At 44.5% G+C, this 22,595-nt stretch carries 25 protein-coding genes; 19 read left to right on the top strand and 6 right to left on the bottom strand.

Annotated elements, in window-relative coordinates; translation table 11 throughout:
* The first annotated feature begins 62 nt into the window (after positions 1–62).
* The 9 genes from rpsF to ISR87_07185 all read left to right on the top strand — a co-directional run bounded on the left by rpsF (position 63) and on the right by ISR87_07185 (position 6,304).
* Positions 63–773: a 30S ribosomal protein S6 gene (gene rpsF / locus ISR87_07145; GenBank protein ID MBL7025219.1), complete on the top strand. Its 711-nt coding sequence runs from the start codon at positions 63–65 to the stop codon at positions 771–773.
* 31 nt (positions 774–804) lie between these two features.
* Positions 805–1,038, top strand: coding sequence for a 30S ribosomal protein S18 (locus ISR87_07150; protein ID MBL7025220.1), 234 nt, complete (start codon positions 805–807; stop codon positions 1,036–1,038).
* A 16-nt stretch (positions 1,039–1,054) separates the two neighbouring features.
* A complete protein-coding gene (locus tag ISR87_07155) occupies positions 1,055–1,498 on the top strand; it encodes a 50S ribosomal protein L9 (protein MBL7025221.1) in 444 nt (147 codons plus the stop codon).
* Between the two features lie 160 nt (positions 1,499–1,658).
* Complete coding sequence (locus tag ISR87_07160; protein MBL7025222.1) at positions 1,659–2,465, top strand: CPBP family intramembrane metalloprotease; 807 nt, start codon at positions 1,659–1,661, stop codon at positions 2,463–2,465.
* 4 nt (positions 2,466–2,469) lie between these two features.
* Positions 2,470–2,847 carry a fluoride efflux transporter CrcB gene (gene crcB / locus ISR87_07165; GenBank protein ID MBL7025223.1) on the top strand — a complete coding sequence of 126 codons (378 nt, stop codon included), beginning with the start codon at positions 2,470–2,472 and terminating at the stop codon, positions 2,845–2,847.
* A 209-nt stretch (positions 2,848–3,056) separates the two neighbouring features.
* Complete coding sequence (locus tag ISR87_07170) at positions 3,057–3,398, top strand: DUF190 domain-containing protein (GenBank protein ID MBL7025224.1); 342 nt, start codon at positions 3,057–3,059, stop codon at positions 3,396–3,398.
* A gap of 88 nt (positions 3,399–3,486) precedes the next feature.
* Positions 3,487–4,740 carry a DUF190 domain-containing protein gene (locus ISR87_07175; protein ID MBL7025225.1) on the top strand — a complete coding sequence of 418 codons (1,254 nt, stop codon included), beginning with the start codon at positions 3,487–3,489 and terminating at the stop codon, positions 4,738–4,740.
* A gap of 16 nt (positions 4,741–4,756) precedes the next feature.
* Positions 4,757–5,350: an outer membrane beta-barrel protein gene (locus ISR87_07180; protein ID MBL7025226.1), complete on the top strand. Its 594-nt coding sequence runs from the start codon at positions 4,757–4,759 to the stop codon at positions 5,348–5,350.
* Positions 5,351–5,443: 93 nt separating this feature from the next.
* Positions 5,444–6,304, top strand: coding sequence for a phosphate butyryltransferase (locus tag ISR87_07185; protein MBL7025227.1), 861 nt, complete (start codon positions 5,444–5,446; stop codon positions 6,302–6,304).
* A gap of 185 nt (positions 6,305–6,489) precedes the next feature.
* Here ISR87_07185 and ISR87_07190 read toward each other — a convergent pair whose 3' ends face one another.
* Positions 6,490–7,143, bottom strand: coding sequence for a transaldolase (locus ISR87_07190; protein MBL7025228.1), 654 nt, complete (start codon positions 7,141–7,143; stop codon positions 6,490–6,492).
* Between the two features lie 117 nt (positions 7,144–7,260).
* On the opposite strand from ISR87_07190, the gene ISR87_07195 reads away from it, so the two are divergent.
* The 3 genes from ISR87_07195 to ISR87_07205 all read left to right on the top strand — a co-directional run bounded on the left by ISR87_07195 (position 7,261) and on the right by ISR87_07205 (position 11,927).
* A complete protein-coding gene (locus ISR87_07195) occupies positions 7,261–8,505 on the top strand; it encodes an MFS transporter (GenBank protein ID MBL7025229.1) in 1,245 nt (414 codons plus the stop codon).
* A gap of 235 nt (positions 8,506–8,740) precedes the next feature.
* A complete protein-coding gene (locus tag ISR87_07200) occupies positions 8,741–11,008 on the top strand; it encodes a TonB-dependent receptor (GenBank protein MBL7025230.1) in 2,268 nt (755 codons plus the stop codon).
* A gap of 40 nt (positions 11,009–11,048) precedes the next feature.
* The gene (locus tag ISR87_07205; protein MBL7025231.1) at positions 11,049–11,927 is read left to right on the top strand and encodes a helix-turn-helix domain-containing protein; all 879 of its coding nucleotides are present in this window, start codon (positions 11,049–11,051) and stop codon (positions 11,925–11,927) included.
* 71 nt (positions 11,928–11,998) lie between these two features.
* On the opposite strand, the gene mutM is transcribed toward ISR87_07205, so the two are convergent.
* Both mutM and xth read right to left on the bottom strand, forming a co-directional pair.
* Positions 11,999–12,799: a DNA-formamidopyrimidine glycosylase gene (gene mutM / locus ISR87_07210; protein MBL7025232.1), complete on the bottom strand. Its 801-nt coding sequence runs from the start codon at positions 12,797–12,799 to the stop codon at positions 11,999–12,001.
* Positions 12,800–12,867: 68 nt separating this feature from the next.
* On the bottom strand, positions 12,868–13,629 hold the full coding sequence (gene xth / locus ISR87_07215) for an exodeoxyribonuclease III (protein ID MBL7025233.1): 762 nt from the start codon (positions 13,627–13,629) through the stop codon (positions 12,868–12,870).
* Between the two features lie 163 nt (positions 13,630–13,792).
* On the opposite strand from xth, the gene ISR87_07220 reads away from it, so the two are divergent.
* From ISR87_07220 to ISR87_07240, 5 genes are all read left to right on the top strand, one after another.
* Positions 13,793–14,383, top strand: a complete 591-nt coding sequence (locus tag ISR87_07220) for a YdeI/OmpD-associated family protein (GenBank protein ID MBL7025234.1) — start codon at positions 13,793–13,795, stop codon at positions 14,381–14,383.
* 18 nt (positions 14,384–14,401) lie between these two features.
* The gene (locus tag ISR87_07225; GenBank protein MBL7025235.1) at positions 14,402–15,004 is read left to right on the top strand and encodes an N-acetylmuramoyl-L-alanine amidase; all 603 of its coding nucleotides are present in this window, start codon (positions 14,402–14,404) and stop codon (positions 15,002–15,004) included.
* A gap of 19 nt (positions 15,005–15,023) precedes the next feature.
* Positions 15,024–15,479, top strand: coding sequence for an NUDIX hydrolase (locus ISR87_07230; GenBank protein ID MBL7025236.1), 456 nt, complete (start codon positions 15,024–15,026; stop codon positions 15,477–15,479).
* Between the two features lie 4 nt (positions 15,480–15,483).
* Entirely contained in the window at positions 15,484–15,921 is a 438-nt protein-coding gene (locus ISR87_07235; GenBank protein ID MBL7025237.1) for a lipocalin-like domain-containing protein, read from the top strand.
* A gap of 64 nt (positions 15,922–15,985) precedes the next feature.
* The gene (locus ISR87_07240) at positions 15,986–16,318 is read left to right on the top strand and encodes an MGMT family protein (protein ID MBL7025238.1); all 333 of its coding nucleotides are present in this window, start codon (positions 15,986–15,988) and stop codon (positions 16,316–16,318) included.
* Here the strand turns inward: ISR87_07240 and ISR87_07245 are convergent.
* From ISR87_07245 to ISR87_07255, 3 genes are all read right to left on the bottom strand, one after another.
* Positions 16,315–16,677, bottom strand: a complete 363-nt coding sequence (locus tag ISR87_07245) for a hypothetical protein (GenBank protein ID MBL7025239.1) — start codon at positions 16,675–16,677, stop codon at positions 16,315–16,317. The genes ISR87_07240 and ISR87_07245 overlap by 4 nt on opposite strands.
* A 134-nt stretch (positions 16,678–16,811) precedes the next feature.
* Complete coding sequence (locus ISR87_07250; protein ID MBL7025240.1) at positions 16,812–19,952, bottom strand: DUF2723 domain-containing protein; 3,141 nt, start codon at positions 19,950–19,952, stop codon at positions 16,812–16,814.
* 253 nt (positions 19,953–20,205) lie between these two features.
* A complete protein-coding gene (locus ISR87_07255; GenBank protein ID MBL7025241.1) occupies positions 20,206–20,574 on the bottom strand; it encodes a hypothetical protein in 369 nt (122 codons plus the stop codon).
* Between the two features lie 300 nt (positions 20,575–20,874).
* On the opposite strand from ISR87_07255, the gene ISR87_07260 reads away from it, so the two are divergent.
* Positions 20,875–21,906, top strand: coding sequence for a histidine kinase (locus tag ISR87_07260; GenBank protein MBL7025242.1), 1,032 nt, complete (start codon positions 20,875–20,877; stop codon positions 21,904–21,906).
* Complete coding sequence (locus ISR87_07265; GenBank protein MBL7025243.1) at positions 21,881–22,588, top strand: response regulator transcription factor; 708 nt, start codon at positions 21,881–21,883, stop codon at positions 22,586–22,588. Before ISR87_07260 ends, ISR87_07265 begins: the two co-directional genes overlap by 26 nt.
* Positions 22,589–22,595: the final 7 nt, after the last annotated feature.

The following is a 22,595-nucleotide window of genomic DNA, read 5'->3' on the forward strand; positions in this document are numbered from 1 at the left end:
CGGTTGTATCACTGGTAATTGCACCGCTGATTGCAACCATAGGCCTATAAGGAGGTTCGCTCTTGAAAAAGTATGAGTGCCTTTATATTGTAAATATCAACTTTGATAGTGAAGGAATCTCCGCCGTTGTTGCAAGAGTGGATGAAGTCCTGAAGAACGTAGGCGGTGAGCTTGTGAATACCCAACATTGGGGCAAGCGCAAACTGGCTTACGCTATCGATAAAGAACGCTATGGAAATTATGTTTTAATGCATTTTCAAGGCGAAAACCCGAATATCTCAGAGCTCGCTCGCGAGTTTGAAATTGAAACAGGTGTACTTCACTATATGACAATTCGCCTGGATGAATTTCCTGATTTTGAGACACTGGCTGTTCCACAGGCTTTTGAAGCTGAGCGTGGAAGACGTCCTGGTGGCAGAGACTCAAGAGACTCAAGAGATTCCAGGGATGATCACAGACCAAGACGCTATGAAAACGAGGAAGCATCTCCAGCAGTAGCCAAGGAAGCAACTGAAGACGTTGCCAAAGAGGCAACTGGAGAAGTAGCTGAAGACGTTGAAGGTGCTGAAGTTGCTGTTGAAGCAACGGAAGAGATTGCTGAGACAGCAGAAGTGGTTGAAGAGAAACCGGTTGAAGTCGCCGAGGAAGCAGCTGAAGAAGTGGTCGAAGAAGTTGAAGTGGCTGAAGAGCCTGCAGCTCCTGAAGCAGATGTTGAAGAATCCGCAGACGAATCACCTGAAGAAGAAGCTGAAAAGCCTGCTGACGCAGAGTAATCGGCCGGATTAGAGAAAGAGAGTATTCTATATGAAAATGTTCACCTATAGAAAAAAGATTTGCAAATTCTGTGAAAACAAGAAGATGGAAATTGATTACAAAAACCCCTCCATGCTGCGTCGCTTCGTGACCGAACAGGGCAAGATTCTACCTAGCCGTATTACAGGTACTTGTGCTCGCCATCAAAGAGGGCTGGTAACAGCTATTAAACGTGCTCGGAATATTGCTTTACTGCCATATACCAATGACGTAAAAAACGCCTAAGAGAGAGGATCTGATCATGAAAATTATTCTACGTGAAGATATCGAATCCCTGGGTCTTGCTGGAGAAACCGTCAACGTCAAAGATGGTTTTGCCCGCAATTATTTGATTCCACAGAAGCTGGCTTATCCAGCTACCCGCAGTTTCTCACGCGTTTTTGAGGAAGAAAAGAAGCTAAAAGATAATCGCGATGCCCGCGCTACTGCACAGGCTGAGCAACTAGCTGCCAAGCTTGGAAATCTCTCCCTTGAAACCTCAGTGAAAGTCGGTGAGGAAGACAAGGTTTTTGGTGCCGTAACTGCAGCTGATATTGCAGAACTTCTGGCTGCTAAAGGCTATGAGATTGACAAACGTGACATCCTCCTCGAGGAACCCCTCAAGGCTCTGGGCATCTATAATGTACCAGTAAAGGTCGCCACAGATATCAAAGCCGAAGTCAAAGTCTGGGTTATCAAAGAATAAGCTGATACCCCACCATGTTAAATGGGGTGAAAGTGATGGTTGTTGTCTCAACTTTCATTTTCACCCTATTTTGTTTCTGGAGATAAATAACTATTAGATAAGTTGGCATCCTTTGACACGATTTTCATTTCATATATTTAGCACGAGAGAAGCCTACTTCATGGTAGCAGCAAGTATGTTTCTAGGGCTTTTTATTGGCCTCAGTCTCCAGAGTTTGATATCTGGAATGGAGAACACAACACTCCTTGATCGCCTCATCATGCTTGTAGGTGAAATTGCTATCATCGTCCCGCCGCTGTTTATTCTCAATCAACGTAAAATTTCACTCATTCAAGTATTGCCGCTGCATAAGATATCACCCATTACCATTGGCATGTCAGTTTTGTTTATTGGAGGTGTGATCGGTTTGGTGTCTGTGTTTGAGGTTCTCGTTTTGCCTTATTACCCAGTCCCGGATTTTTTAAAACAAATGGATGCGACCCTTTTCGATGGTGGTATTCTGGCAAATGTGATACTCATTTCAGCAGCAGTCCTGGTGGCACCCCTTGTTGAAGAATTCCTCTTCAGAGGTCTGCTCCAGCAAAGCCTGTTTTATCATTTTGGGTCCGTGTTGCCAGCCATGGTGATTCCAACAGTGGTTTTTGCCCTCTTCCATGTGGGCTACCTCTTCTATTTCCCAGCCATGGTGGAGCTCCTCACGTTAGGACTATTGCTGGCATGGCTTATGGTCAAGACGGGAAACATTCTCATTCCAATGCTTACCCATGCCTTGTTTAACCTTTCAGCATTTTCAGGATTATTCCTGGGTCTTGATGAAGAGACTTCCACGCTGGCTGATCTGGGATGGACCTGGATAATTATCTCTGCCACCCTTTTTGGAATAGGCCTATTTTATTTTAAACGCATGAAAACCGTAGTATGTGATGAAGTCTATTTGATACCGCTACCCTATGAAGTGGAGGGGTGAGAGAATGGAATATAGTAAAATCCTGGCAATTGGCATGGGTGGCTTCCTGGGTGCTCTCGGTCGTTATTGGGTCAGTGGTCTTGCCCAAAGGCTTGGTGGTCGATTTCCCTACGGGACCTTGTCGGTTAACCTTATCGGTAGTTTTATTCTCGGTATCTTCGCCACGCTTTTCCTGGAGAAGGTGATCGTAAACCAGGAGATGAGATTGTTTTTGCTGGTAGGCCTGTTAGGTGCTTTTACGACCTACTCAACCTTCTCATTAGAGACACTCAATCTTATGCGTGGTGGAGAATGGATGTTCGCAGGTTTGAATGTTCTGGCCAATGTAGTGGGGACACTTATTGCTGTGTGGGCAGGAGTTAGCATCGCCAAATTGTGGTGATAATCTAAAACGCTGAGCTCTGAACCCCGGAACAGTGCATCAATTTAAAGCATTTCCATACACAATTGGTCACCACAAGTCCCTCCACCCTGCCGGGTAGAAGAAATGTCAGCAACGAAGTAATTTGATTTATTCATTCTGAGTCGTATCATCGGTCCTGTTTATTGTGAAGTCTTTTTTTAACGACCACAATGGTAGGAGGGGAATATATGTATGAAGATTATGCAGGTCAAAAACTGTGCATATTTATTGGAGAAGACGATAAATTTAATGGTCGCAGATTACATGAACTTCTTCTGGAAAAGGCTCTTGAAAATGGATTATCAGGCGGTACAATTGTTCGCGGAAGAGAAGGTTTTGGGGCACATGGTGAGATTCATTCAATGAAAATATTGCGGATGTCTGAAAACTTGCCCTTGATATTGGAGTTTGTAGGAAGAGCCCCTAAAATTGATGCCTATGTTGATCAAATCAAACCGCTGCTTAGTGAGGGGATACTTACCAGGACAGATGTTCAAATAAGCAAGTTCAGAAAGGATGACGGCCAATAAAAATCTGGATTATGTCATCGGGACACTTATTGCCGTGTAGGCAAGGCTAAGCATCGTTAGATTGTGGTGATGAAAACGGGAAAAGATTATGCTTGAATATTACGACGGACAGAAGCTCTGCATCTTTATCAGTAAAAACGATAAGTATGAAGGAATAGTCCTTTATGAACTGCTTCTAGAGATCGCCTTCAATAGCCGTTTATCCGGTGGAACCGTTACCATAGGGGATAAAGGATTCTTTGGGGCTAGGGATGAATCCACCAAATTAAAGATTCTGCGAACCGCTGAAAACTTGCCTGTGGTGTTGGAGTTTCAAGGTAGGGCAGATAGAATTGTTAGATATATCGAACGTATCCAGCCTATGATAAGAGAAGGTCTTATTACGCTAGCAGACGTCCAGATCATGAAGTTCAACTCGTCAGATGAAGACACTGAGAATTTTGAGGACGAGCATAATGAGGATCAGTCAAAAATATTTGAAGACGACGACAATGTGTCCAGTAAGCCGGATTCACAACCGGAAGAGGTTGGTGAGACCTTAGCTGTTGATGAGGATGATTCTACCCCCTCAGAATCTGAGGGACAAAGCGAAGCAACCAGTCAGCCCGCAGATGACGAGCCAGATGTGGAACAAAAGGTTGAGGAGGATCTTGTGGATACTCCCGAGCCCGAGGTGGAGATTCCCTCTTTTGATGATGACCATGAGCAGCCTTTAGAAACTGAAGAGGAAGACCAGGGGAAAATACCTGAAGAAGAGATAAATGAAGTCCCTGAACCCCACATTGAGGAGGACTCATTTATTGAATCGGAAGGCGATGAAGACGAGCCGCATACTCCTGAATTTCAATCGCTGGACGAAGACCCAGTCAAGGATGAAGACGTAGATGAGTTCCTTGAAGATGAAAGTGACACATTTATTGAAGAAGAACTTGAAGAGGAGTCTCCAGCTCTACAATTGGCAGATCTGAGTGAAACACCAGCAGAAGATGATGACGAGGACAGGTTCGAAATGGATGACTCAGATAAGACCGAAGAGGATACATCTAACAATACTGAAGATAGAGAACCACCGACGGAAGATGAGCTTGACGCATTGTTTAAGGAGAGTAGTGAGACGTTTGAAAGCACTTTTGATGATATGCTTAAACAGGCCGGTGGGGCAAGTGTGGATGATACCGAATTAGATTCTGAAGATGACATAACAATGGACAAAGAGCAGGGGGAATCACCGGGTGATGAGGCTGAAGAAAGTGCCGAAACCAATTCCGAGACCTATGATAAGAATCACAAGGAAAATGAGATGAAGAACTATTTTTCATCGCTTTTTAAAAAAAGTGAGTAAACAAAAGGAGATTAACATGAAAAAATTAATAACACTACTTGTTGCTTTCGGGCTGATGGGGATGCTAACACTTTCATATGGGCAAACCTCGTATTCCACTTCGCGGGCATCTGGAACCATCATGATTTCCGGAACGGGATCCTACCAGACTGATCTGAGTCAGGATTTGAGATCTTCAGTCTGGAACATTAATACAGACCTTGCTTTGTTTCTCTTTCCACAATTCGCTGCCGGAATAGATCTGGGTTATGGAAAAGCCATGCAAGAATCAGGTGACGAGGATGAACCTGATGTCTTTGAATCCGTAGTCATGTCCCTTGGACCAAGGGTCTACTTCTTTTTTGGTGGCAAGAACAGCGAGCTAACACCATTTATCAAAGGTGGCGCAAATTACCTTGTTAACAAAACACTCTATAATGATGAAGAATTGTTTAGGGATGAATCTGAATTAGGGCTGGTAGCCAGCGCAGGTCTTCTTTTAAACCTGGCAAAAAATGTTGGTCTTACTGTAGAAGCTGAATACAATTTCGAAAAAGGTACCGATGTCAATGATATTGATACTCAACAGCTGCTAATAAGATTTGGAATTCGCTCCTTTCTTGGACAATAATAGCCACTCCTGATCCAGACAGTTAATATATTGATGGCTGGTGACCACTTCTTGTGATCATCAGCCATTTTTTACCATATTGGGGTGAGCAAAATGATATCTAGTTTTCAAGAACTTCATCAATTGGTTAAGGGTTCCACACCCAAGCGGGTAGCTCTGGCAGCAGCTGAGGATTCTATTCTTATTCAAGCAGCCAACAGAGCACAGCAAGAAGGCCTTGCTCAATTTTTTCTGTTTGGCAACGCCAGGAAAATCGAATCACTCATTCCACCTGGGATCTCGGGTTTTGAAATCGTTGATAGTCAGAATCCAGCTGTTGATGCTATCCAATATATTCATGCGGATAAAGCCGACCTGCTGATGAAAGGCAAGATTCCCACTGGGGAACTCTTGCGAGCTATCCTTGATAGAGATACTGGGTTGCGCCAGGGTGAACTGCTCAACCACATTGCTGTTATAGAATCACCCCACTACCATAAGCTGCTCTTCATTAGTGATGGAGGTATCAATCTTCATCTCGACGAGCATGTTTTCCAGCAGATGGTAGAGAATATCACCCACTACCTGAAATTATTAGGCATCGAACGACCTCATTTTGGGATGATGACCCTGGTTGAAACGGTGAGCGATAAAATACCTGAAACGGTCATTGCGCAAAATGTGGTTAAGGCGCTATCTGGCAGGGTCTCCATCGAAGGACCCATTGCTCCCGATGTTGCCCTCTCCCTTGTTGCCGCTACCCGAAAGGGTTTGGACTCGGAAATCGCTGGTGAAATTGATGTCTTTCTCATGCCCAATACAACAGCCGCCAATCATCTGGTGAAGGGACTCTCAGCTCTGGGAGGATGCAAGGTGGGAGGGGTAGTCGTGGGTGCCCGTGTGCCTGTTATTATGTTGAGTCGTTCTGACGATGCAGAGACGAAATATAGATCAATCCTGCTAGGGTTGGTTTAAGGGTTTCTGGAATGGTGTTATAGAATTTGCGAGCTGAACTATACTCCGCCCTCAATGCAATGTTATAAGTGTATAGAGGAATACGGGTGATAGACGCGAAGCGAGTGACTTAAAACCTGGGAATTGAAATTCGACTGCATGATCAACTGAAGCGAGCTCCTACCTCTTCCCTTATACCCTATACCTCATTTCCCTGAATTCCCCTGAACCAGACCAACGCCTTCAGTTTGAAATTGTTTAACTGCTTCATCACTCAGGGGGTGTTTGGACATGGCTATCAGAGTAGAATAAGGTAAGGTAAGGTCGTCTGCTCCAGCAGAAAATGCCTGGCTAGCTTCAGCTGGTGATTTTAGGCTAGCGGCCAGCAATTTGGTCTGGCTTCCACTCAATATTTCAGCAATATCTTCAACCAACTTTAGACCATCTCCCATGAGTCTTGTTGCCCTATTCACATAGACTGCCAGATATTGAGCACCAGCCTCCCTGGCAATCAGAGCCTGAGAGGTTGAGTAAATGGCCGTGGGACAACAGGGTATCCTGGAAGACAACTCGGAACATAGTCTAAACCCTAATTCCGTAGGGGGTAATTTTACCACGAGTTGCTTCTCGAGGAGTTCCACAGCTTGATGTGCTTCAGCCATACAGGCTTCAAAGGTATTTGATGTCAACTGGTAAAAAATGGGTCCAGCACTCAACTTTCTTAGCGCCATGAATAAAGCTGACGGCTCCAGCTCTGATTGGGCCAGAAGTAGTGGATTGGTTGTGACACCCTTAACCCAGCCAAGTTCAAGGGCTGTTTTAACCTGTGCAAGATTTGCTGAATCGATGAAAATGGACATAACGCTTCTCCCTGCCTCTTCCCTTTACTTTTCACTCCTGTGTCGTGTACCAATCTTTCATTTCAGACCATCAAATCAAAATATTATTTGGAGCAAACTACGGATTACATTCCAGGCATGCAGAGTAAAAGTCCACAACAGGTTCATACGCGTAATACGGTTCTCAATGCAGCAGGTGAAGGCCTGTGGGGTTTTGCAATGGCCTTCCATAATATGAATTCTGTCATCCCCATGTTTCTGGCACAGATGGGTGCATCTGCTTTCATTATTGGTTTGATTCCTGGCGGATTCATTCTGTTGGTCGCATTGCCACAGCTGCTGTCGGCGAATCTTTTTCGTCACTCTACTCGGATAAAGGAAATAAACATCGGATTGCATTTTGCCATGGCTCCCCTTGCGTTTCTCATTGGTGTGGCTTTCTACTATTTTGAGTTTGTTGGTCAGACTGGGATCATGGTCTATTTGGCTTTATGGATTCTATGGTCATTAGGTGTGGGTTTCCTGGTTCCTGTGTGGGCAGATTTTTTAGCATCAGTGACAGTGACGAATCGCCGGGGAAGATTTTTTGGTATCACCTTTACTGTGAATGCCATCATGGGGATGGTTGGCGGCTATGTCCTAAAGGAGGTCCTGTCCATGGATTCTTTGAGCTTCCCCAGTAATTTTGGGGTCGCTTTCCTAATCATGACACTGGCTATACTGGTGGGGAATAGCGTTTTCATCTTTATCAAAGTCATTCATCCCCCATCACCAAAGAAAGAGCAGCTTGATAATTGGTGGCAGCGCCTGAAACCCATTTATACTCAGGACAGAAACTTCCGCAATTATATTTATAGCCGTGCACTGGCCGCGGCAACCATGATGCCCCTGGCTTTTTATGGCGTTGATTTACAAAACAGATTTGATCTACCCTTAAGTTCTGCTGGAACCTTCACTTTTTTTCTGGTTGTGGGTCAAGCTATTTTCAACATAGTATTCGGATATATTGGTGATATTTATGGTCGCAAGACCGCAATAAGCGGATTTTTCATTGGTCATTTTTTAGCCGGTCTCACTGCTATCCTGGCCACTGAGCCGTGGATGGCATATATAACTTTTGTGTTTGTGGGAATGGCCTTTGGGGCCGGTCAATCTTCCTTTATGGTATTTGTTTATGAGTTTGCAGGGGAACTGGGTGACCGTAAGCTGTATTACGCTGCCCTGGATACTGCTGTGGCGCCATTTATCGTTGTATATATTTCAATCGCCGGGCTCCTGGTCGAGGCCTTTGGAACCATACCCCTCTATGCCTTGAGTCTGAGTTTTCTTGTGGCGGGCCTCCTGGTCTTCATCTATAAAGTCGATGCACCTGAACCAGCTTAAGGCGCTTTTTTGTTAAACCCATCCACTCTAAAGCTGTGATAATCTTGCAAAACGCGCAATTGTGAATCGCGTGCGATTCCCTGTAGCTAGAAGTTTACCGAGAGAAAAGACAATTATTATCAACAATAAACGCGCATAACGCGCTTTTATGTTGCCCCGAGATGAATCATGTCTATATTTGTCACGTATGAAAAGAAAAACTGACAGATTTGACAATGAATATCGGAGTTTGAAAATGAAAAACCTAGTGTTGAGCATCCTAATATTAAGCGCTACCACCCTTTTGGGGCAGGGGAGCAATTCCATCCAGGGCAAGGTCATAGATGAAACCACCCAACAGCCAATAATTGGTGCAAATGTAATAGTTGAGGATGCGAATCGTGGTTCGGCTACTGATGTGGAGGGCAATTTTTATATCCAGTCTATGCCAGTTGGTACTTATCGCTTAAGAGTAGACTATATCGGATATGCATCGAGGATCATCAGTGACATTGTGGTAAAGTCAAACAGACCTGCTGTGATTAATATTGAATTACAGGAAACAATCCTTGAACTGGAAGCTGCAGTGGTAATTGCTGAGTATTTCACCAAAAGTCCTGATACACCTTCCAGTACACAGGTTCAATCAAGTGAAGAGATCAGAAGATTGCCTGGTGGCTTTGAAGGTGTGGTCCGGGCGATTTCAATACTCCCCGGTGTTGCTCAGGCTGATGGTGGCCGAAATGATCTTATTGTTCGTGGTGGAGCCCCAAGTGAGAACTTGTATATCATCGATAATATTGAAGTCCCCAATATCAATCACTTTGGGACCCAGGGTGCCAGTGGGGGTCCCCAGAGCTATGTAAATCTTGATTTTGTGGATGAAACCTCTTTCTCAACAGGTGGTTTTACTGCCAAATATGGTGATCGTCTCAGCTCAGTGCTGGATATTTCCCTACGTGAAGGCCTCAGCGATCAGCTTGCCTCCAAGACAACCATCTCGGCTAGTCAGTTTGGCTTCAACCTGGAAGGTGCTTTACCACAAAACGGTAATTTTCTTTTTTCAGCACGTCGCAGCTATCTAGACTTTCTGTTTAAGGCTGCAGGCTTTGGTTTTGTACCAGAGTATTGGGATTTTCTTACAAAAGCAACCTTCAATTTGAATCAGACAGATCAGCTTACCTTCCTGGGTATCGCAGCCCTGAATAATGTAAAGTGGTTTAATGATACCAAAGAGCAACGCAATTCAAATAGCCAGATTCTGGGAAGTGATCAGCAGCAATTTGTCGCCGGTATCAATTACAGACATTTAATGAGTTCCGGTCTTTTTACAACCAGCCTGAGTCAGGTGAATGTAGAATACGATTTTCTCCAGAGAAATGCTGACTTGACCCCCATTTTCAGCAACCGCAGTTATGATCGTCAAACTTCCCTCAAATCAGATGTGACCTGGAAATTGAGCAAATCACTGCGTCTCAGTACAGGTGGAAAAATAAGTCGTGCGGATTTTTATTCAGATCTGGTACTCAACCAAAACGATGTCCCTGGTATTGGCAGTTTTAGTATTGAACAGGAATATGCCAAGGTGGGTTACAAGTCCGGCATTTATGGACAGCTGTCACAGCGTTTCGTCCGCTTTAATTACACAGCCGGTTTGCGTGCGGATCACTCAACATTTTTAGATGCTGCTCCAGTGCTTTCACCCCGTTTTTCAATGAACTATGATTTGACCGGCGATGTCTCTGTATCAACGAGTGTCGGTAGATATAACCAATATCCAAGTACGATCTGGCTGGTTTCCAATGAGAGTAACCGTGATCTCGATCCTATTCAGGCTGATCAGTTTGTTTTAGGGTTGGAATACCTCTGGCGTTCAGATACAAAAGTTACGCTGGAAGCATATACCAAACAGTATAGAAAGTACCCGGTCAGTCTGACTCGAGATTATCTCGTCATGGTGAATACCGGTGCTGGCTTTGGTGGATCAACTGAGGGTTTTGCCTCCTTTGGCGTTGATCCACTCAGTAGTGAAGGTACAGGCTGGGCTCGTGGTCTTGAATTTTTTGTTCAGAAAAAAATGTCTGAGGTTCCCTGTTACGGCACCATCAGTGTGAGCTACAACCAGTCCATGTTTAAAGCTTTGGATGGCATTGAACGTCCAGGAAGTTTTGATCAGACCTGGATCATGAATCTGGGTGGTGGATACGTTTTTAACGAAAAATGGGAGTTCAGCACCAAGTTCCGCTATGCCAGTGGTCGCCCCTATACACCCCTAAATGATTCAGGAATGCAGATAACAGAAGCCTATAATGCCCTCCGCCTGGATGCCAACCACAATCTGGATGTACGACTGGATCGTCGCTGGACCAATAAGGGCTGGGGTCTGATCACCTATATTGATGTTCAGAATGTGTATAACCGTAAATCATCTTCTGCACCATCATTTGACCCAAATACTGGCAAGGTTGCTGTGAATCAGGGTTTTGGGATATTACCAACTATTGGAATAAGTGCAGAAATCTAAGTTTGTTGGGTTATTTTGAGTTGATTAAGGAAGACTGGAGATGCAAAAGACTGCCAATAGTACCTCATTAATAAGTAGCGCCGATGTTGCCAAAATCCTGGGTGTCAATGTTGCCACTGTGAAGCGTTGGACTGACACGGGTAAATTGGATTGTGTGAAAACAGCAGGTGGTCACAGAAAGTTTCTATTACGACACCTCGCCGCATTTGCCATGGGTCATGAAAAATATTCAGAACGTCTGTCGCTCTTGCCCCTGGACAACCAGCTAAATCTTGAGCTGAGTCATCAAATTCTCCGGGCAGATTATGACCAGCTTATTCCCTATGTCCTGGATCACGCGATTTCCTGCGATCAATCAGCAGTGAAAACAGTTTTAAATGGCTTGGTTATGGTCAACCAGAATCTGGCCAGCATTTATGATGATTTACTCACACCAATTCTTCATACAATCGGTGAAATGTGGATGGATGGAAGGTTAAGTGTTTCTCAGGAACATCTTGCTTCCCAAACCATTAGGGATGGAATTATTCAACTTCAGGATGTGGTAGTCAAACCAGAAAAGACACAGACCAAAGCATTTGTCCTGACTTTGAGTGAAGAGCTCCATGATATCCCGGCAAAAATGGTTCAGCACCTCCTGGAGCAACGAGGTTTTCAGGTCCTTTTCAGCGGACAAAAAACACCTGTCGGTGATACAGAAAGCGTCTTCAAGTCATTTAAACCGGAGCGTGTATACCTCTCATCGATTTATAATGAGAATGCACCTGCAGCCCAGGCTGAGTTCAGAGAACTTCAAGACTTGTGTGAAAAATATGATGCCACTCTATATGTGGGGGGTAGCGGTGTTGCTCAGTTGGGGCTTGATGATACCCATGAATGCATACACCTGAATACTTTTACTGATGTTCAAGCTTCCTGAGTAGAAACACTCCAGATAAATCAAAAGGTAATGGAGTAGGCTGAAGGGCTTGTCCGCAATCTCTCGTAGTTCTATTCTGTATATTTCTTTTGGCAACGAGAACAATAATGCGTTCCTCGCTGTCCGACTTTAATCTTTGTTATCAAAGTTTCACATTTCAAACAAGGTTCACCTCCGCGGCCATAGACCTCCAAAGCCTCCTGATAACTGCCAATCCGATTATCGCCATGGCTAAAATTGAGGACAGTTGTTCCCTGGGCTTCAATACTGGCGGAAAGGATGGACTGTATAGCCGAATGCAGGCAGTACACCCGACTTTTTGGTATGGAAGAGGATAAACTTAAGGGTTGAATGCCTGATTGAAACAGGGCTTCATCCACATAAATGTTTCCCAGGCCGGCCAGAAAAGACTGGTCTAATAAGAGCGGCTTAATCAGACGCTTTTTCCCGCACAACATTTTATAAAACACATCCGGGATAAAGTCATCACTAAGGGGTTCGGGTCCAAGATTGCCTAAGGCCTCAAGCGGGTTATCCGTATACACCATGCGTCCAAATTTACGAGTATCTTGAAAATAGAGACTATTCCCTGACTCAAAATGCAGGACGACTGTCACATGCTTTTCTGGATAAACTGGAGTAAGTTTCCCCGTCATGCGCAAGTGAACAAGGAGAAATCCCCTGTCAAATTCAATGATAATGTATTTGGCCCGGCGACGAACTCCGGTAATAAGTTTACCCACAATTGATTCGTAGGGATCATCAGCCACCAGGGCTTTTTCCCAGGGCACTTCCAGATCCATAATTGTCTCACCAACTATAGTGTTCTGCAGACCCCTTACGACGGTTTCTACTTCAGGTAGTTCTGGCATAAAACAAAGATGTGTGAATGATCATCCAAGTTGGGATTCGAATCCCAACCCGGGAAAGCCAATACTCATTATTTCAGGACCAAACTAATGGGACAGTGATCTGAACCGGTGATGTTGGGATGAATCCGAGAGGCATCCACCGTGTCGGCAATCTTTTCACTTACCAGGAAGTAGTCAATTCTCCAGCCCACGTTGTTTACACGGGCATTGGAGCGGAAGCTCCACCATGAATAGTAGCCTTTGGCCCCAGGGTGCTCCTGACGAAAGGTATCAACAAATCCTGTATCCAGATAGCGGTCAACCCAAACACGCTCTTCAGGGAGAAATCCGGATGTCTTTTCGTTGGGCTTTGGACGAGCCAGATCGATATCAGTATGAGCGGTATTAAAATCTCCCACGATAATTACAGGTTTAATTTTATCCTTTTCACGGATGTGTTCCTGGAGGGCACCATAAAATCGCAACTTATAATCGAGTCGATCCTGATCTTTTTGCCCATTGGGGAAATAGACATTATACAAAAAGAATTTTTCATGTTCAGTGAGGACAATCCGACCTTCCCGATTAAAAGCATCGTCTAAAATGGCTGTTTCCACCGACAGAGGTTCTGTTTTACACCATGTCGCCACACTGCTATAGCCTTTGCGCTCGGCTGAATGATAATAGGCGTGATATCCAAGAGGTTTGGTCAGTGATTCATCGAGTTGATCTGGCTGTGCCTTGGTTTCTTGAAAGCACATGATATCAGGTGCATCCAGGTTAAACCAATCCCAAAAACCCTTTTTAACGACGGCACGAATACCGTTAACATTCCATGAAACTATGCGCATTGAAAACTCCTATATTGCGATAAAAATACTCTGAATATGCTCAAGGGGAATTGAAATATGTCCTGAGAGCATATTGGGCAAAGAGGGTGTCAGGGACAGATTTCCGATTGATTATTTGAACAGGAGATAGGGATTCAAACAATTATATTTTAAGCAACTTTAAATGAAATACAAAACAATCAAAAACAAGGTCACCGTCAATCCAGGTTCTCGAGCGATCTGGCGGGAATGGTTGGAAAAAAATCATGCAGATCTTAGTGAAATCTGGCTGGTCTACTACAAAAAGCACACGGGCAAACCAAGTTTAACCAAGGCTGAAGCCAATATGGAGGCGCTTTGTTTTGGATGGGTTGATAGCTTGATACAGGGAATAGATAAAAATCGTTACATGCAAAAATTTACTCCCCGAAAATCAAACAGCAGGTGGTCTGAACTAAACAAAAGACGTGTGATAGAGTTGCAAGCCCAGGGTCTCATGACCCCGCCAGGAACACGACAGGTTGATATTGCCAGGCAATCAGGAGAGTGGGCTTTGAACCGTGAACACCCTAATATCTCTGAAGTGCCAGAATTGTTTACCATCGAATTGGAAAAATCAAATGCAGCAAAGGTAATCTGGAATAAATTGAGTCCCGCTCATCGTCAACAATACCTGCTCTGGATAAGCACAGCCAAAAAAGATGAAACAACGAAAAGACGTTCCCAAAAAGCCATAAAGATGATGACTTCAGGGCAATCACCCGATACCTTGTAATCAAAGAAGGAAATGAAAATGACCCCAAAGATACTCCTTGTACTAATTTCTGTATTGTTCCTGGCATATTGCGCTCCTCAGGTTGAAAATATAGTGGAGGTTAACCCCGCCCTTGAAATGGTAACTCGCGCTGATTGGGGATGGGTACCCCTCACCGACACCATTCCTACCCACGAGATCAAATACATTACCATCCATCACGGTGGCGAGGACTTTCCCCAGGATAAAGATGTCATCAAATATTTGATTGGTTTACAATCCTGGAGTCGTTCTGATAAAAACTGGATTGACAATCCCTATCACTATATGATTGATCTTCAGGGGAAGATCTATGAAGCACGTCCCATCGAATATCCCGGTGATACCAATACGGATTATGATGTACGGGGGCATGCTCTCATTTGTGTCATGGGCAATTACGAAAACCAGATTCTCAGTGAAACCCAATTTAATCAACTCGCCCTGCTGACGGCAACTTTGGCAGATAAGTATGGCGTACCAAATGCCATGATCAAAAGTCACAAAGACTATACTGAGACCTTGTGTCCAGGGAAGGATCTCTATCGCTATCTGGAAGATGGTAGTCTGATCAAGCGCATCGCTGAATTAAGAAAACCTTAATACATCTCCCCTCGATTATATGTCGTCAAAAATAAAGCTAAAATACTTTAAACAATCCGGTGTGATCCCTGTTTACAAGGGCAAGGTGGTTGTCATCACAGCCAGGGGCAGTAACCGTTGGATTATTCCCAAAGGATCCATCGATTGGGAGCTAACAGCCCAGGAATCTGCAGCCAAAGAAGCACTGGAAGAGGCGGGTATCAAAGGGGAGGTGCTCCCTGATGAAATTGGGACCTATACTTACGAAAAACTGGGTGGCAGCTATAAGGTGCGTCTCTATTACATGGAGGTCACCAGGCTTAAAGACAAGTGGGATGAAAAACATTTCCGCAAACGAAAATTGTTTACCCCCAAGCAGGCGATAAAGAAGGTGGTTCCAGCGGCAGTTTCCAAAATTATGGCCAGTTTTTTTCATGAGAACAGACACCTCATTAAAAAGAAGAAGCGAAAGTCCAAAAAGAAAAAGAAGGGCTAGAGATATGGGGAATTCTATTATAGGTGTATGGAAGTTGCTAACTGTTGTCTACCTGTCTGGCGCAGATACCACATCAATTGATCCAGCACTTCCCGGGTTATTCATCTTTACTGAGGAGCACTACAGCATGACCTGGATGCCCCTGAGAGCTCAACAGGAAGCCTATGCCGATCAATGGCATCCCAATGATGCAGAGAAGGTTCAGAGCTACAACTCTATCGTAACCAATACGGGTCGCTATGAATTGTCCGGTTCGGAATTAACTACATATGTTGAAGTTGCAAAAACACCAGCATTTGTAGGTGGGCATGCCGTTTATGTGTGCCAGATCCAGGGTGATGAGATGCGTTTACAGATAGTGGATAATGTGGCTCACGATGGAACACGAGATGAGGGTTACCTCAAATTTAAAACCATCCTCACCCTCCAAAGAGTGGAGTAATTATTTTTTCCAGGCGAGGATTTGAATCCTCGCCTGGATAACCCCCCTAATCGATTAAAGGCCTATGGGAAACAAACAAAGCAAGTGGGAAACGATCTATGCCGTGGTGAAGCAAATCCCCGAAGGTATGGTTGCCACCTATGGACAGATCGCCGCACTGGCTGGCTATTACCGTCAAGCCCGCCAAGTAGGATATGCTTTACATGCGGTACCATCAGATGATATTCCCTGGCACAGAGTGATAAATGCCCAGGGGAAGATCAGCCTTAATCTTGAGATGGGCGGAGCTGTGCAGCGAAAATTGTTGGAAAGTGAAGGTGTTGTTTTTACTGAGGCAGGTGTGATTCCATTAAGACACTATCAATGGCAACCGACCTTCGATCCCCTTGACAGCTAATCTTGATTTTTCGATAAATGCCAACCGTTGCCGTGCTCGCATTCATAAACCTTTAATTTAACACCTTGCTCTTTACGGAGGTGACCAGCCCGTCTCAAGGCGTCACGTTCAGTAGCATATGAGTCTTTTAGTGCGCCATCTGAACCACGGCAACTTGTGCAGGTCTGGCTGGGGGTTTGCCTGTCTTCAGGTGAAAGATGCCAGAACCCACATTTACTGCATTTATAGGGAACCATATGATTCCCGGCATAATTTAGATTGGCGTGCTTTGCAGCAGAATTAGCCTCAGCTTTTGAGTCATATTCCATCAAAGGACGACTGGTTTTTTTAGAATTACAGCTTGGACTTTTTCTATTCAAAGACATCTCCCAGGGTTGCTGCCCAATCTAAAGATGAATCTCAAGAAATAAGCATGAATATCTTGTAATTAGGTTAAATAAAAAAAGCCCCGAAACATGCCGGGGCTTTTTATTTATTGTGTCAGGCCACTAAATTATGAATCTGTGGAATCAGCCTTGAGTTTGGCGACCATATCCTGAAGCGTTCGAGTTTCTCTGGCCATGGGCGCCAGGGACGCCAGGCGAGTGACCCACTCTTCACCATCAATAGCATTGCCATCTTTCACATAGGCTCGGGCAATCTCATAGATGAGCTGTGCATTCATGGGTGCTTCCATGCTAAGCGGGAGCAGGATTTCCAGGGTCTTCTCCGTTTCATCGAAGAGATCATTCCAAATTGAGGCCACCTTGATCCGATCCATTATTGGTACATCATCGCGACCATTCTCAAAGGCATTTTCCATGTAGCGATACGCGCTGGAATCATCTTCGAGCTGGTAGTACATTTGGGCAATCTGAAGATACAGATCCATGTAAGTGACAGGAATCGTATTATCGGGAACCAGTTCATCCATCTTGTGGAGAACATGGAGAGCCTTTTCACGATTCTCCTCCCCATCAAGACCATATTCGTAGACAAGTTGCAGGAACCCCTTGCGATAGTTTTGCAGCAGGCGTTGAACGTTTGGTGGATAATACACATCTGGATCGTCCAGGTTGGTATATCGATAGGTATCAATGATCTTGTCATACATGACATCCACATCAATACTCAAGCCCACCTTGTAGGGCATCACCTGATACGCCTGTCCATCCATGCGCAGATAATCTCCCAGACCAATCTGGTTGCTGGGGGAAACCGTAACTGCAAAATAAATGGGTTGTTTCCATTTATTCATGCGCATGATATCGAAGATCATAACATCCTGTACTCTGAGACCCCCCACCAGTTTACCAGTCTGCTGGCTTTTCTGTCGCGAAATCGTGGGTTGCAAATTCCAGGTAATTCCTGCTGAGCCATTCTCCAGGGATCCAGATTCAGGTTTATCCCCATACGTCGTTGGTCCAGGAAGTGTCATCTCTCGCTCTTCCCATCTCCAAAGAGTCAAGTCTTCAATTTCTTTATCACTCAAGCTGATGGGAACTTTGGGGTCCATGTGTTTCAGCTGTTTTACATACCAGGGTGTATTCAACAGGCTCAAGTTGACCACTCGCACATCCTTACGAATACCCTCTACCTCCTGTAAATACCAGAGCGGGAAGGTATCATTATCGCCGTTTGTGAAAAGAATGGCGTTGGGTTCACAGGTGTTGAGCAGGTTGTAGGAATATTCCCAGGCCACATAATTGCCAGAACGATCATGGGTATGATAGTTTGCTTTCAGCATGTTTGCAGGTGCAGCAAGCAACATTATGGCGATAGCTCCACCAAAAAATACAGGAGAATCTTTACGCCAGTCTTTGAGTTTCTCCAGTACTGCGGCAGCTCCAATCCCAATCCAGATTGCAAAGGCATAAAATGATCCCACATAGGAGTAATCTCGTTCTCGAGGTTGGGGATCATCCTGATTGAGATAAAGCAGAATAGCAAATCCTGTGAGCATGAAAAGCGCCATTACGGCGAATGCCCGTCGTGAATCTTTTGCGAAATGATGCCCCATTCCAGCCAGTCCTAAGAAAAATGGAATGGCCCAGAGCTGAGAAATATCGGAGTTGTCTCCGTCTCTGCCCCAGAATTGCCACTTGAAGTAGCGGATATACATATGATTTATCTGGTAGCGCCAGAAAAAATCTGAATTTGATTTATAACCATTGGTGATAACGCTCAAATTATTCATGCGTTGGTTGATGTCTCGACCCCCAACACCCACCACAACCTGGTCTCCATTAACAGATACGACTTCACCAATTTTCCCCGTGCTATTGACCTTGACAATACGTCCAGGAGTGGCAGAGTTTCTATTAAGAGGTGTTTCTCCCCAACGATCACGGTAAAACATGGGGTAGCTTCCATACTGCTCGCGTTCCAGATAGGAGACAGCACGCGATACCGTTTCAGGATCATTCTCGTCAATATTTGGGTTCTGGGATGAGCGAATAAAGATGGTTTGATACGATGTAAACCCTACCAGGACCAGGAGCAGCGCCATGACAGAAAGTCTAATCTCAGTAGCACGGGCTCTATAGATTGAGGGAGCAAAAAAGATCAGTGCCATGAGAATGAGAATACTGACTGTAAAAGTGGCACCAATGGCAGATACGGCATTGTCCGTATTCAGAATGCTACCCATAGTATTGGCCAGCTTGGGCATACCCTTAATGATTCCAAGGTAAATGATAAGATAGGATGCACCAGCAGCGCCCATGAGTACAACCTGCTTCCAGAATCGACTACGTCTCTCAGCGTCAAAAGCCTGGGAGAGACCCCACAGTCCTCCACCGGTAATGATGCTAAAGATCACACCCAGAACCATGAGTTTGGAGCTCAAATCGGCGGGAGAAAGACGCATATATTCCAGTGAGCTGGCAGGCAATGCCATTTCAATGCCAATGAGGATTGCAATGGCCATAATTGCCACCGTTGCCAGCATATGCACCATCATTTCAACGCCATTCTCTTTGGGATTAAGCTTCATGTACATGATGAGCGCAATAAAAGGAATGGTAAGCAGGTTGAGCATGTGAACTGATATGGCCAGGCCCATCATATATGAAATGATCAAAATGTAACGTGAACCAGCTCCACCCTCATCCACTTTTTCAGACCACTTAAGTATGAGCCAAACCACAATGGCTGTGAAAAAGATACTCATGGAATACACTTCGGCTTCCACGGCATTAAACCAGTGACTATCAGAAAAGGCTATGGTGAGAGATCCCACCAGAGCACCACCATATGCAATCCACTTGTCGGCAGCATCCTTGATTTTCCCGCGCCATTCAGCAACCAGACGTACGATGATGAGAAAAAGAAACATGTTTGCAAATGCTGTGGCCAGAGGTGATAAAAGATTGATACGATAAGCAATATTATGGAACTGTGGTTCGTTCAATACAGGGTCGAGGGCAGCTCCGCCTACGATGGGAAGCATGGAAATGACGCGACCCAGCAAAAGATAGAGTGGCGAGCCAGGAGGGTGTGGAACACTCAAGGTGTGTGAAACAGCGATAAATTCACCGCAATCCCAGAAAGAAACCGTCGGCGCCATGGTGTCCAGGTAGATCAAAAAGGTGAAGATCAGCACGAAAAGCGCCATGAGTGTTTTCACCATGTCACGAGGTTTAAGAAAATCCATTGTTGATCCTTTATCAGTTCTATGTGTTGGTCACACAGGCTTAATCAAATAATTTCTGCCACTCAATATGGCCGAGCAATATATATGGATTGAAGTCTGATACCAAGACGATGTTCCTCTGAAAAGCCGACAGTCAAGGGATGTTTGGGGATATTTATAAGTTGTGAAAAGGTGATAATTAAAAAGTGCAGGGGCTTCTTGTGAATAGAAGTCCCTGCAATTCTCAGTAAATGTGGCTATACCGAAAAGATGTTTACTCAGTGGTTCTGTATAGAAATTCTCTTAATCCCAGCCAGGCCAGCATGGTTGCCAAAAAGATAAGGGTTCCAAAAATGGTGCTCACAGAGGCGATCCTAAAACCTTCCAGCACGATGGCAGGTGAAATATCCGTGGCTACGATGATTGCCCCCAGGGCAGCATAAATTCCCATAACTTGACCAATGGCGCCCAGAGCCATGGAAGAAATGCCTAATACCAGCAATGTCTTTAAGTCAAGCCTTGCTTTAACAGCAAGCCTCCTGTTGATGTTTCCATAAGCACGAATTGCATAGAAAACCTCAATCAGAAATACTACCAGGATAAGCCACATAAAGGGACCTCCTGAAAGAAACCAGTTAAACATGTCTACCTCCTTCTTACTTTTGCATTTTTTTATAGGGGAAATTTTCTATTCCACCTTGTTCTTGAGGCCAAGATATCAAACAAAAAAGCCCTGTTTTAGATTATGAGAGGATCTGCATGTTAGACCTGATACAAAGGTGTTTTGGTGGTATAAAACTAACTTGTCCTGATGATCTGTCCACTGGTCGCTTCTGAACACCCCTTGGGCTAATTATTCAGATCTACAGGCAATAATGATTATATTTGAACTGTGAATTTTCTAAACAGAGATATGATTTCAAATTTTAGGTCATCCCGCTTTATGAAAGTTTTACTGCATATAGTGGGCTGGCTCCTGGTTCTGCTCTTTTATTCCTCGGTCTATGGCCGGTTCATGGGTGCCTTTGCACCAGCACTACTGCACACATTGATCACCCTGCCTTTCTATCTGTTGCCAACATACTATCTTGCCTATTTTATCGTTCCCCGCTTTCTGCTTACCCAGCAATATCTACGAGCTACCATTCATACTATTTACCTAATTCTGTTTACCGCATTTGGATACATCATGACAAGCATTGCGGTAATACTCATGCCAACACCTGACTTCTTTTACACGTCGGGTCCCAATCCCATGAGTATTGATTTATTTATACACCTCATTGGCATCTTTGCCGTCGTTTTTCTGGTGGCTGCTATTCGACTTTTTCAATTACGCCAGGAGGTTGAACATGAGCGCCTCAAAGCTGAGACTGACTTGCTAAAAGGACAGTTGCACCCCCATTTTCTTTTCAACACCTTGAATAATCTGTATGCGCAAACACTCAAACAATCCCCTGCTGCACCAGAGATGATTTTGAAGCTATCCTCACTGCTTGATTACACACTTTATCAGACTAGACACCCCTACGTGCCTCTGGAGAAGGAATTAGAAGGAATCGAGGCCTATATTGAGTTGGAGAAATTGCGTTTTGGTGAGCGTCTCGATCTATCCCTAGAGATACAGGGCTATATTGACGACAAGACTATTGCACCTTTGATATTCATGCCCCTTGTTGAAAATGCCTTTAAACATGGTATTGCCAGACATGATCATGAGGGCTGGATAAAAATTAGTTTAAAAGTCATGCTGGATGGGTGTAAGTTCGTTGTGAGTAACTCAGTCCTTGAGACCACAAAAACGAAGGACAAACATTCGCAAGGAATTGGTCTAAAAAATTTAAGGCGTCGTCTGCAACTGCAGTATGCAGATCAATATGAAATGAAGATTCAAGCTGAATCAGACACATATACAGTTTCTTTAACCCTGAAAAACTGGGAGCCGCGACATGTCCATACGCTGTCTGCTGGTTGATGATGAGCCCCTGGCCCTGGAGGTGCTGGAATCACTTCTGACCAATATAGATGATGTTGAAATCATTGAGAAGTGCACCAGTGGGGTGGAGGCTTTCAAAATATTGGGGGAGCAGAAAATTGACCTCCTGTTTCTTGATATTGAGATGCCTGAGTTGAGTGGCTTGGAATTGATCAGAAATTTGTCAAATCCACCAGAAGTGGCATTTGTAACCGCCCATCGCGACTATGCCTTTGAGGGCTTTGAACATGATGTTCTGGATTTCTTGCTTAAGCCAGTGAGTCTACCGAGAATCTTAAAAACGCTTGATCGGTTTCGACATCAACGACAAAACATGCCACCGGTTCCGCACGAACAACCCACCCAGTCAAAGCCAACATACATTACCGTTCATATTAACAGGCAAAGTCATCGAGTAGCCTTCGGTGAGATCCACTATATTGAAAGTTTTAAAGATTATATCAAAATTTATACGGAAACAGGAATCCTGGTTGTCCGGGAGACCATTGGGGGTTTTGAGAAAAGATTACCCCGAGATGAATATCTGAGAATTCACCGTTCATATATCATCCCCTTAAGCAGGGTGAAGTCTTTTGATGCAACCCAGGTTGATCTTCCAGGAAAAACATTCCCCCTGGGTCCCCACTATCAGCGAGAAGCCCTGGCTCGTTTACAAAATTAGAATTGGT

This window comes from Candidatus Neomarinimicrobiota bacterium (assembly GCA_016784545.1).
GTDB lineage: Bacteria > Fidelibacterota > UBA8477 > UBA8477 > JABMPR01 > JABMPR01.

What these genes read in the sequence shown, in the direction of transcription:
- ISR87_07200 (MBL7025230.1), top strand. Translation starts at nt 8,741, where the DNA reads ATGAAAAACCTAGTGTTGAGCATCCTAATATTAAGCGCTACCACCCTT.
- ISR87_07160 (MBL7025222.1), top strand. Translation starts at nt 1,659, where the DNA reads ATGGTAGCAGCAAGTATGTTTCTAGGGCTTTTTATTGGCCTCAGTCTC.
- ISR87_07240 (MBL7025238.1), top strand. Translation starts at nt 15,986, where the DNA reads ATGGGAAACAAACAAAGCAAGTGGGAAACGATCTATGCCGTGGTGAAG.
- ISR87_07260 (MBL7025242.1), top strand. Translation starts at nt 20,875, where the DNA reads ATGAAAGTTTTACTGCATATAGTGGGCTGGCTCCTGGTTCTGCTCTTT.
- ISR87_07220 (MBL7025234.1), top strand. Translation starts at nt 13,793, where the DNA reads ATGAAATACAAAACAATCAAAAACAAGGTCACCGTCAATCCAGGTTCT.
- ISR87_07190 (MBL7025228.1), bottom strand. Translation starts at nt 7,143, where the DNA reads ATGTCCATTTTCATCGATTCAGCAAATCTTGCACAGGTTAAAACAGCC.
- xth (MBL7025233.1), bottom strand. Translation starts at nt 13,629, where the DNA reads ATGCGCATAGTTTCATGGAATGTTAACGGTATTCGTGCCGTCGTTAAA.
- ISR87_07235 (MBL7025237.1), top strand. Translation starts at nt 15,484, where the DNA reads ATGGGGAATTCTATTATAGGTGTATGGAAGTTGCTAACTGTTGTCTAC.
- ISR87_07180 (MBL7025226.1), top strand. Translation starts at nt 4,757, where the DNA reads ATGAAAAAATTAATAACACTACTTGTTGCTTTCGGGCTGATGGGGATG.
- mutM (MBL7025232.1), bottom strand. Translation starts at nt 12,799, where the DNA reads ATGCCAGAACTACCTGAAGTAGAAACCGTCGTAAGGGGTCTGCAGAAC.
- ISR87_07255 (MBL7025241.1), bottom strand. Translation starts at nt 20,574, where the DNA reads ATGTTTAACTGGTTTCTTTCAGGAGGTCCCTTTATGTGGCTTATCCTG.
- ISR87_07185 (MBL7025227.1), top strand. Translation starts at nt 5,444, where the DNA reads ATGATATCTAGTTTTCAAGAACTTCATCAATTGGTTAAGGGTTCCACA.
- ISR87_07155 (MBL7025221.1), top strand. Translation starts at nt 1,055, where the DNA reads ATGAAAATTATTCTACGTGAAGATATCGAATCCCTGGGTCTTGCTGGA.
- ISR87_07205 (MBL7025231.1), top strand. Translation starts at nt 11,049, where the DNA reads ATGCAAAAGACTGCCAATAGTACCTCATTAATAAGTAGCGCCGATGTT.
- crcB (MBL7025223.1), top strand. Translation starts at nt 2,470, where the DNA reads ATGGAATATAGTAAAATCCTGGCAATTGGCATGGGTGGCTTCCTGGGT.
- ISR87_07265 (MBL7025243.1), top strand. Translation starts at nt 21,881, where the DNA reads ATGTCCATACGCTGTCTGCTGGTTGATGATGAGCCCCTGGCCCTGGAG.
- ISR87_07175 (MBL7025225.1), top strand. Translation starts at nt 3,487, where the DNA reads ATGCTTGAATATTACGACGGACAGAAGCTCTGCATCTTTATCAGTAAA.
- ISR87_07150 (MBL7025220.1), top strand. Translation starts at nt 805, where the DNA reads ATGAAAATGTTCACCTATAGAAAAAAGATTTGCAAATTCTGTGAAAAC.
- ISR87_07170 (MBL7025224.1), top strand. Translation starts at nt 3,057, where the DNA reads ATGTATGAAGATTATGCAGGTCAAAAACTGTGCATATTTATTGGAGAA.
- ISR87_07225 (MBL7025235.1), top strand. Translation starts at nt 14,402, where the DNA reads ATGACCCCAAAGATACTCCTTGTACTAATTTCTGTATTGTTCCTGGCA.
- ISR87_07230 (MBL7025236.1), top strand. Translation starts at nt 15,024, where the DNA reads ATGTCGTCAAAAATAAAGCTAAAATACTTTAAACAATCCGGTGTGATC.
- ISR87_07250 (MBL7025240.1), bottom strand. Translation starts at nt 19,952, where the DNA reads ATGGATTTTCTTAAACCTCGTGACATGGTGAAAACACTCATGGCGCTT.
- ISR87_07195 (MBL7025229.1), top strand. Translation starts at nt 7,261, where the DNA reads ATGCAGAGTAAAAGTCCACAACAGGTTCATACGCGTAATACGGTTCTC.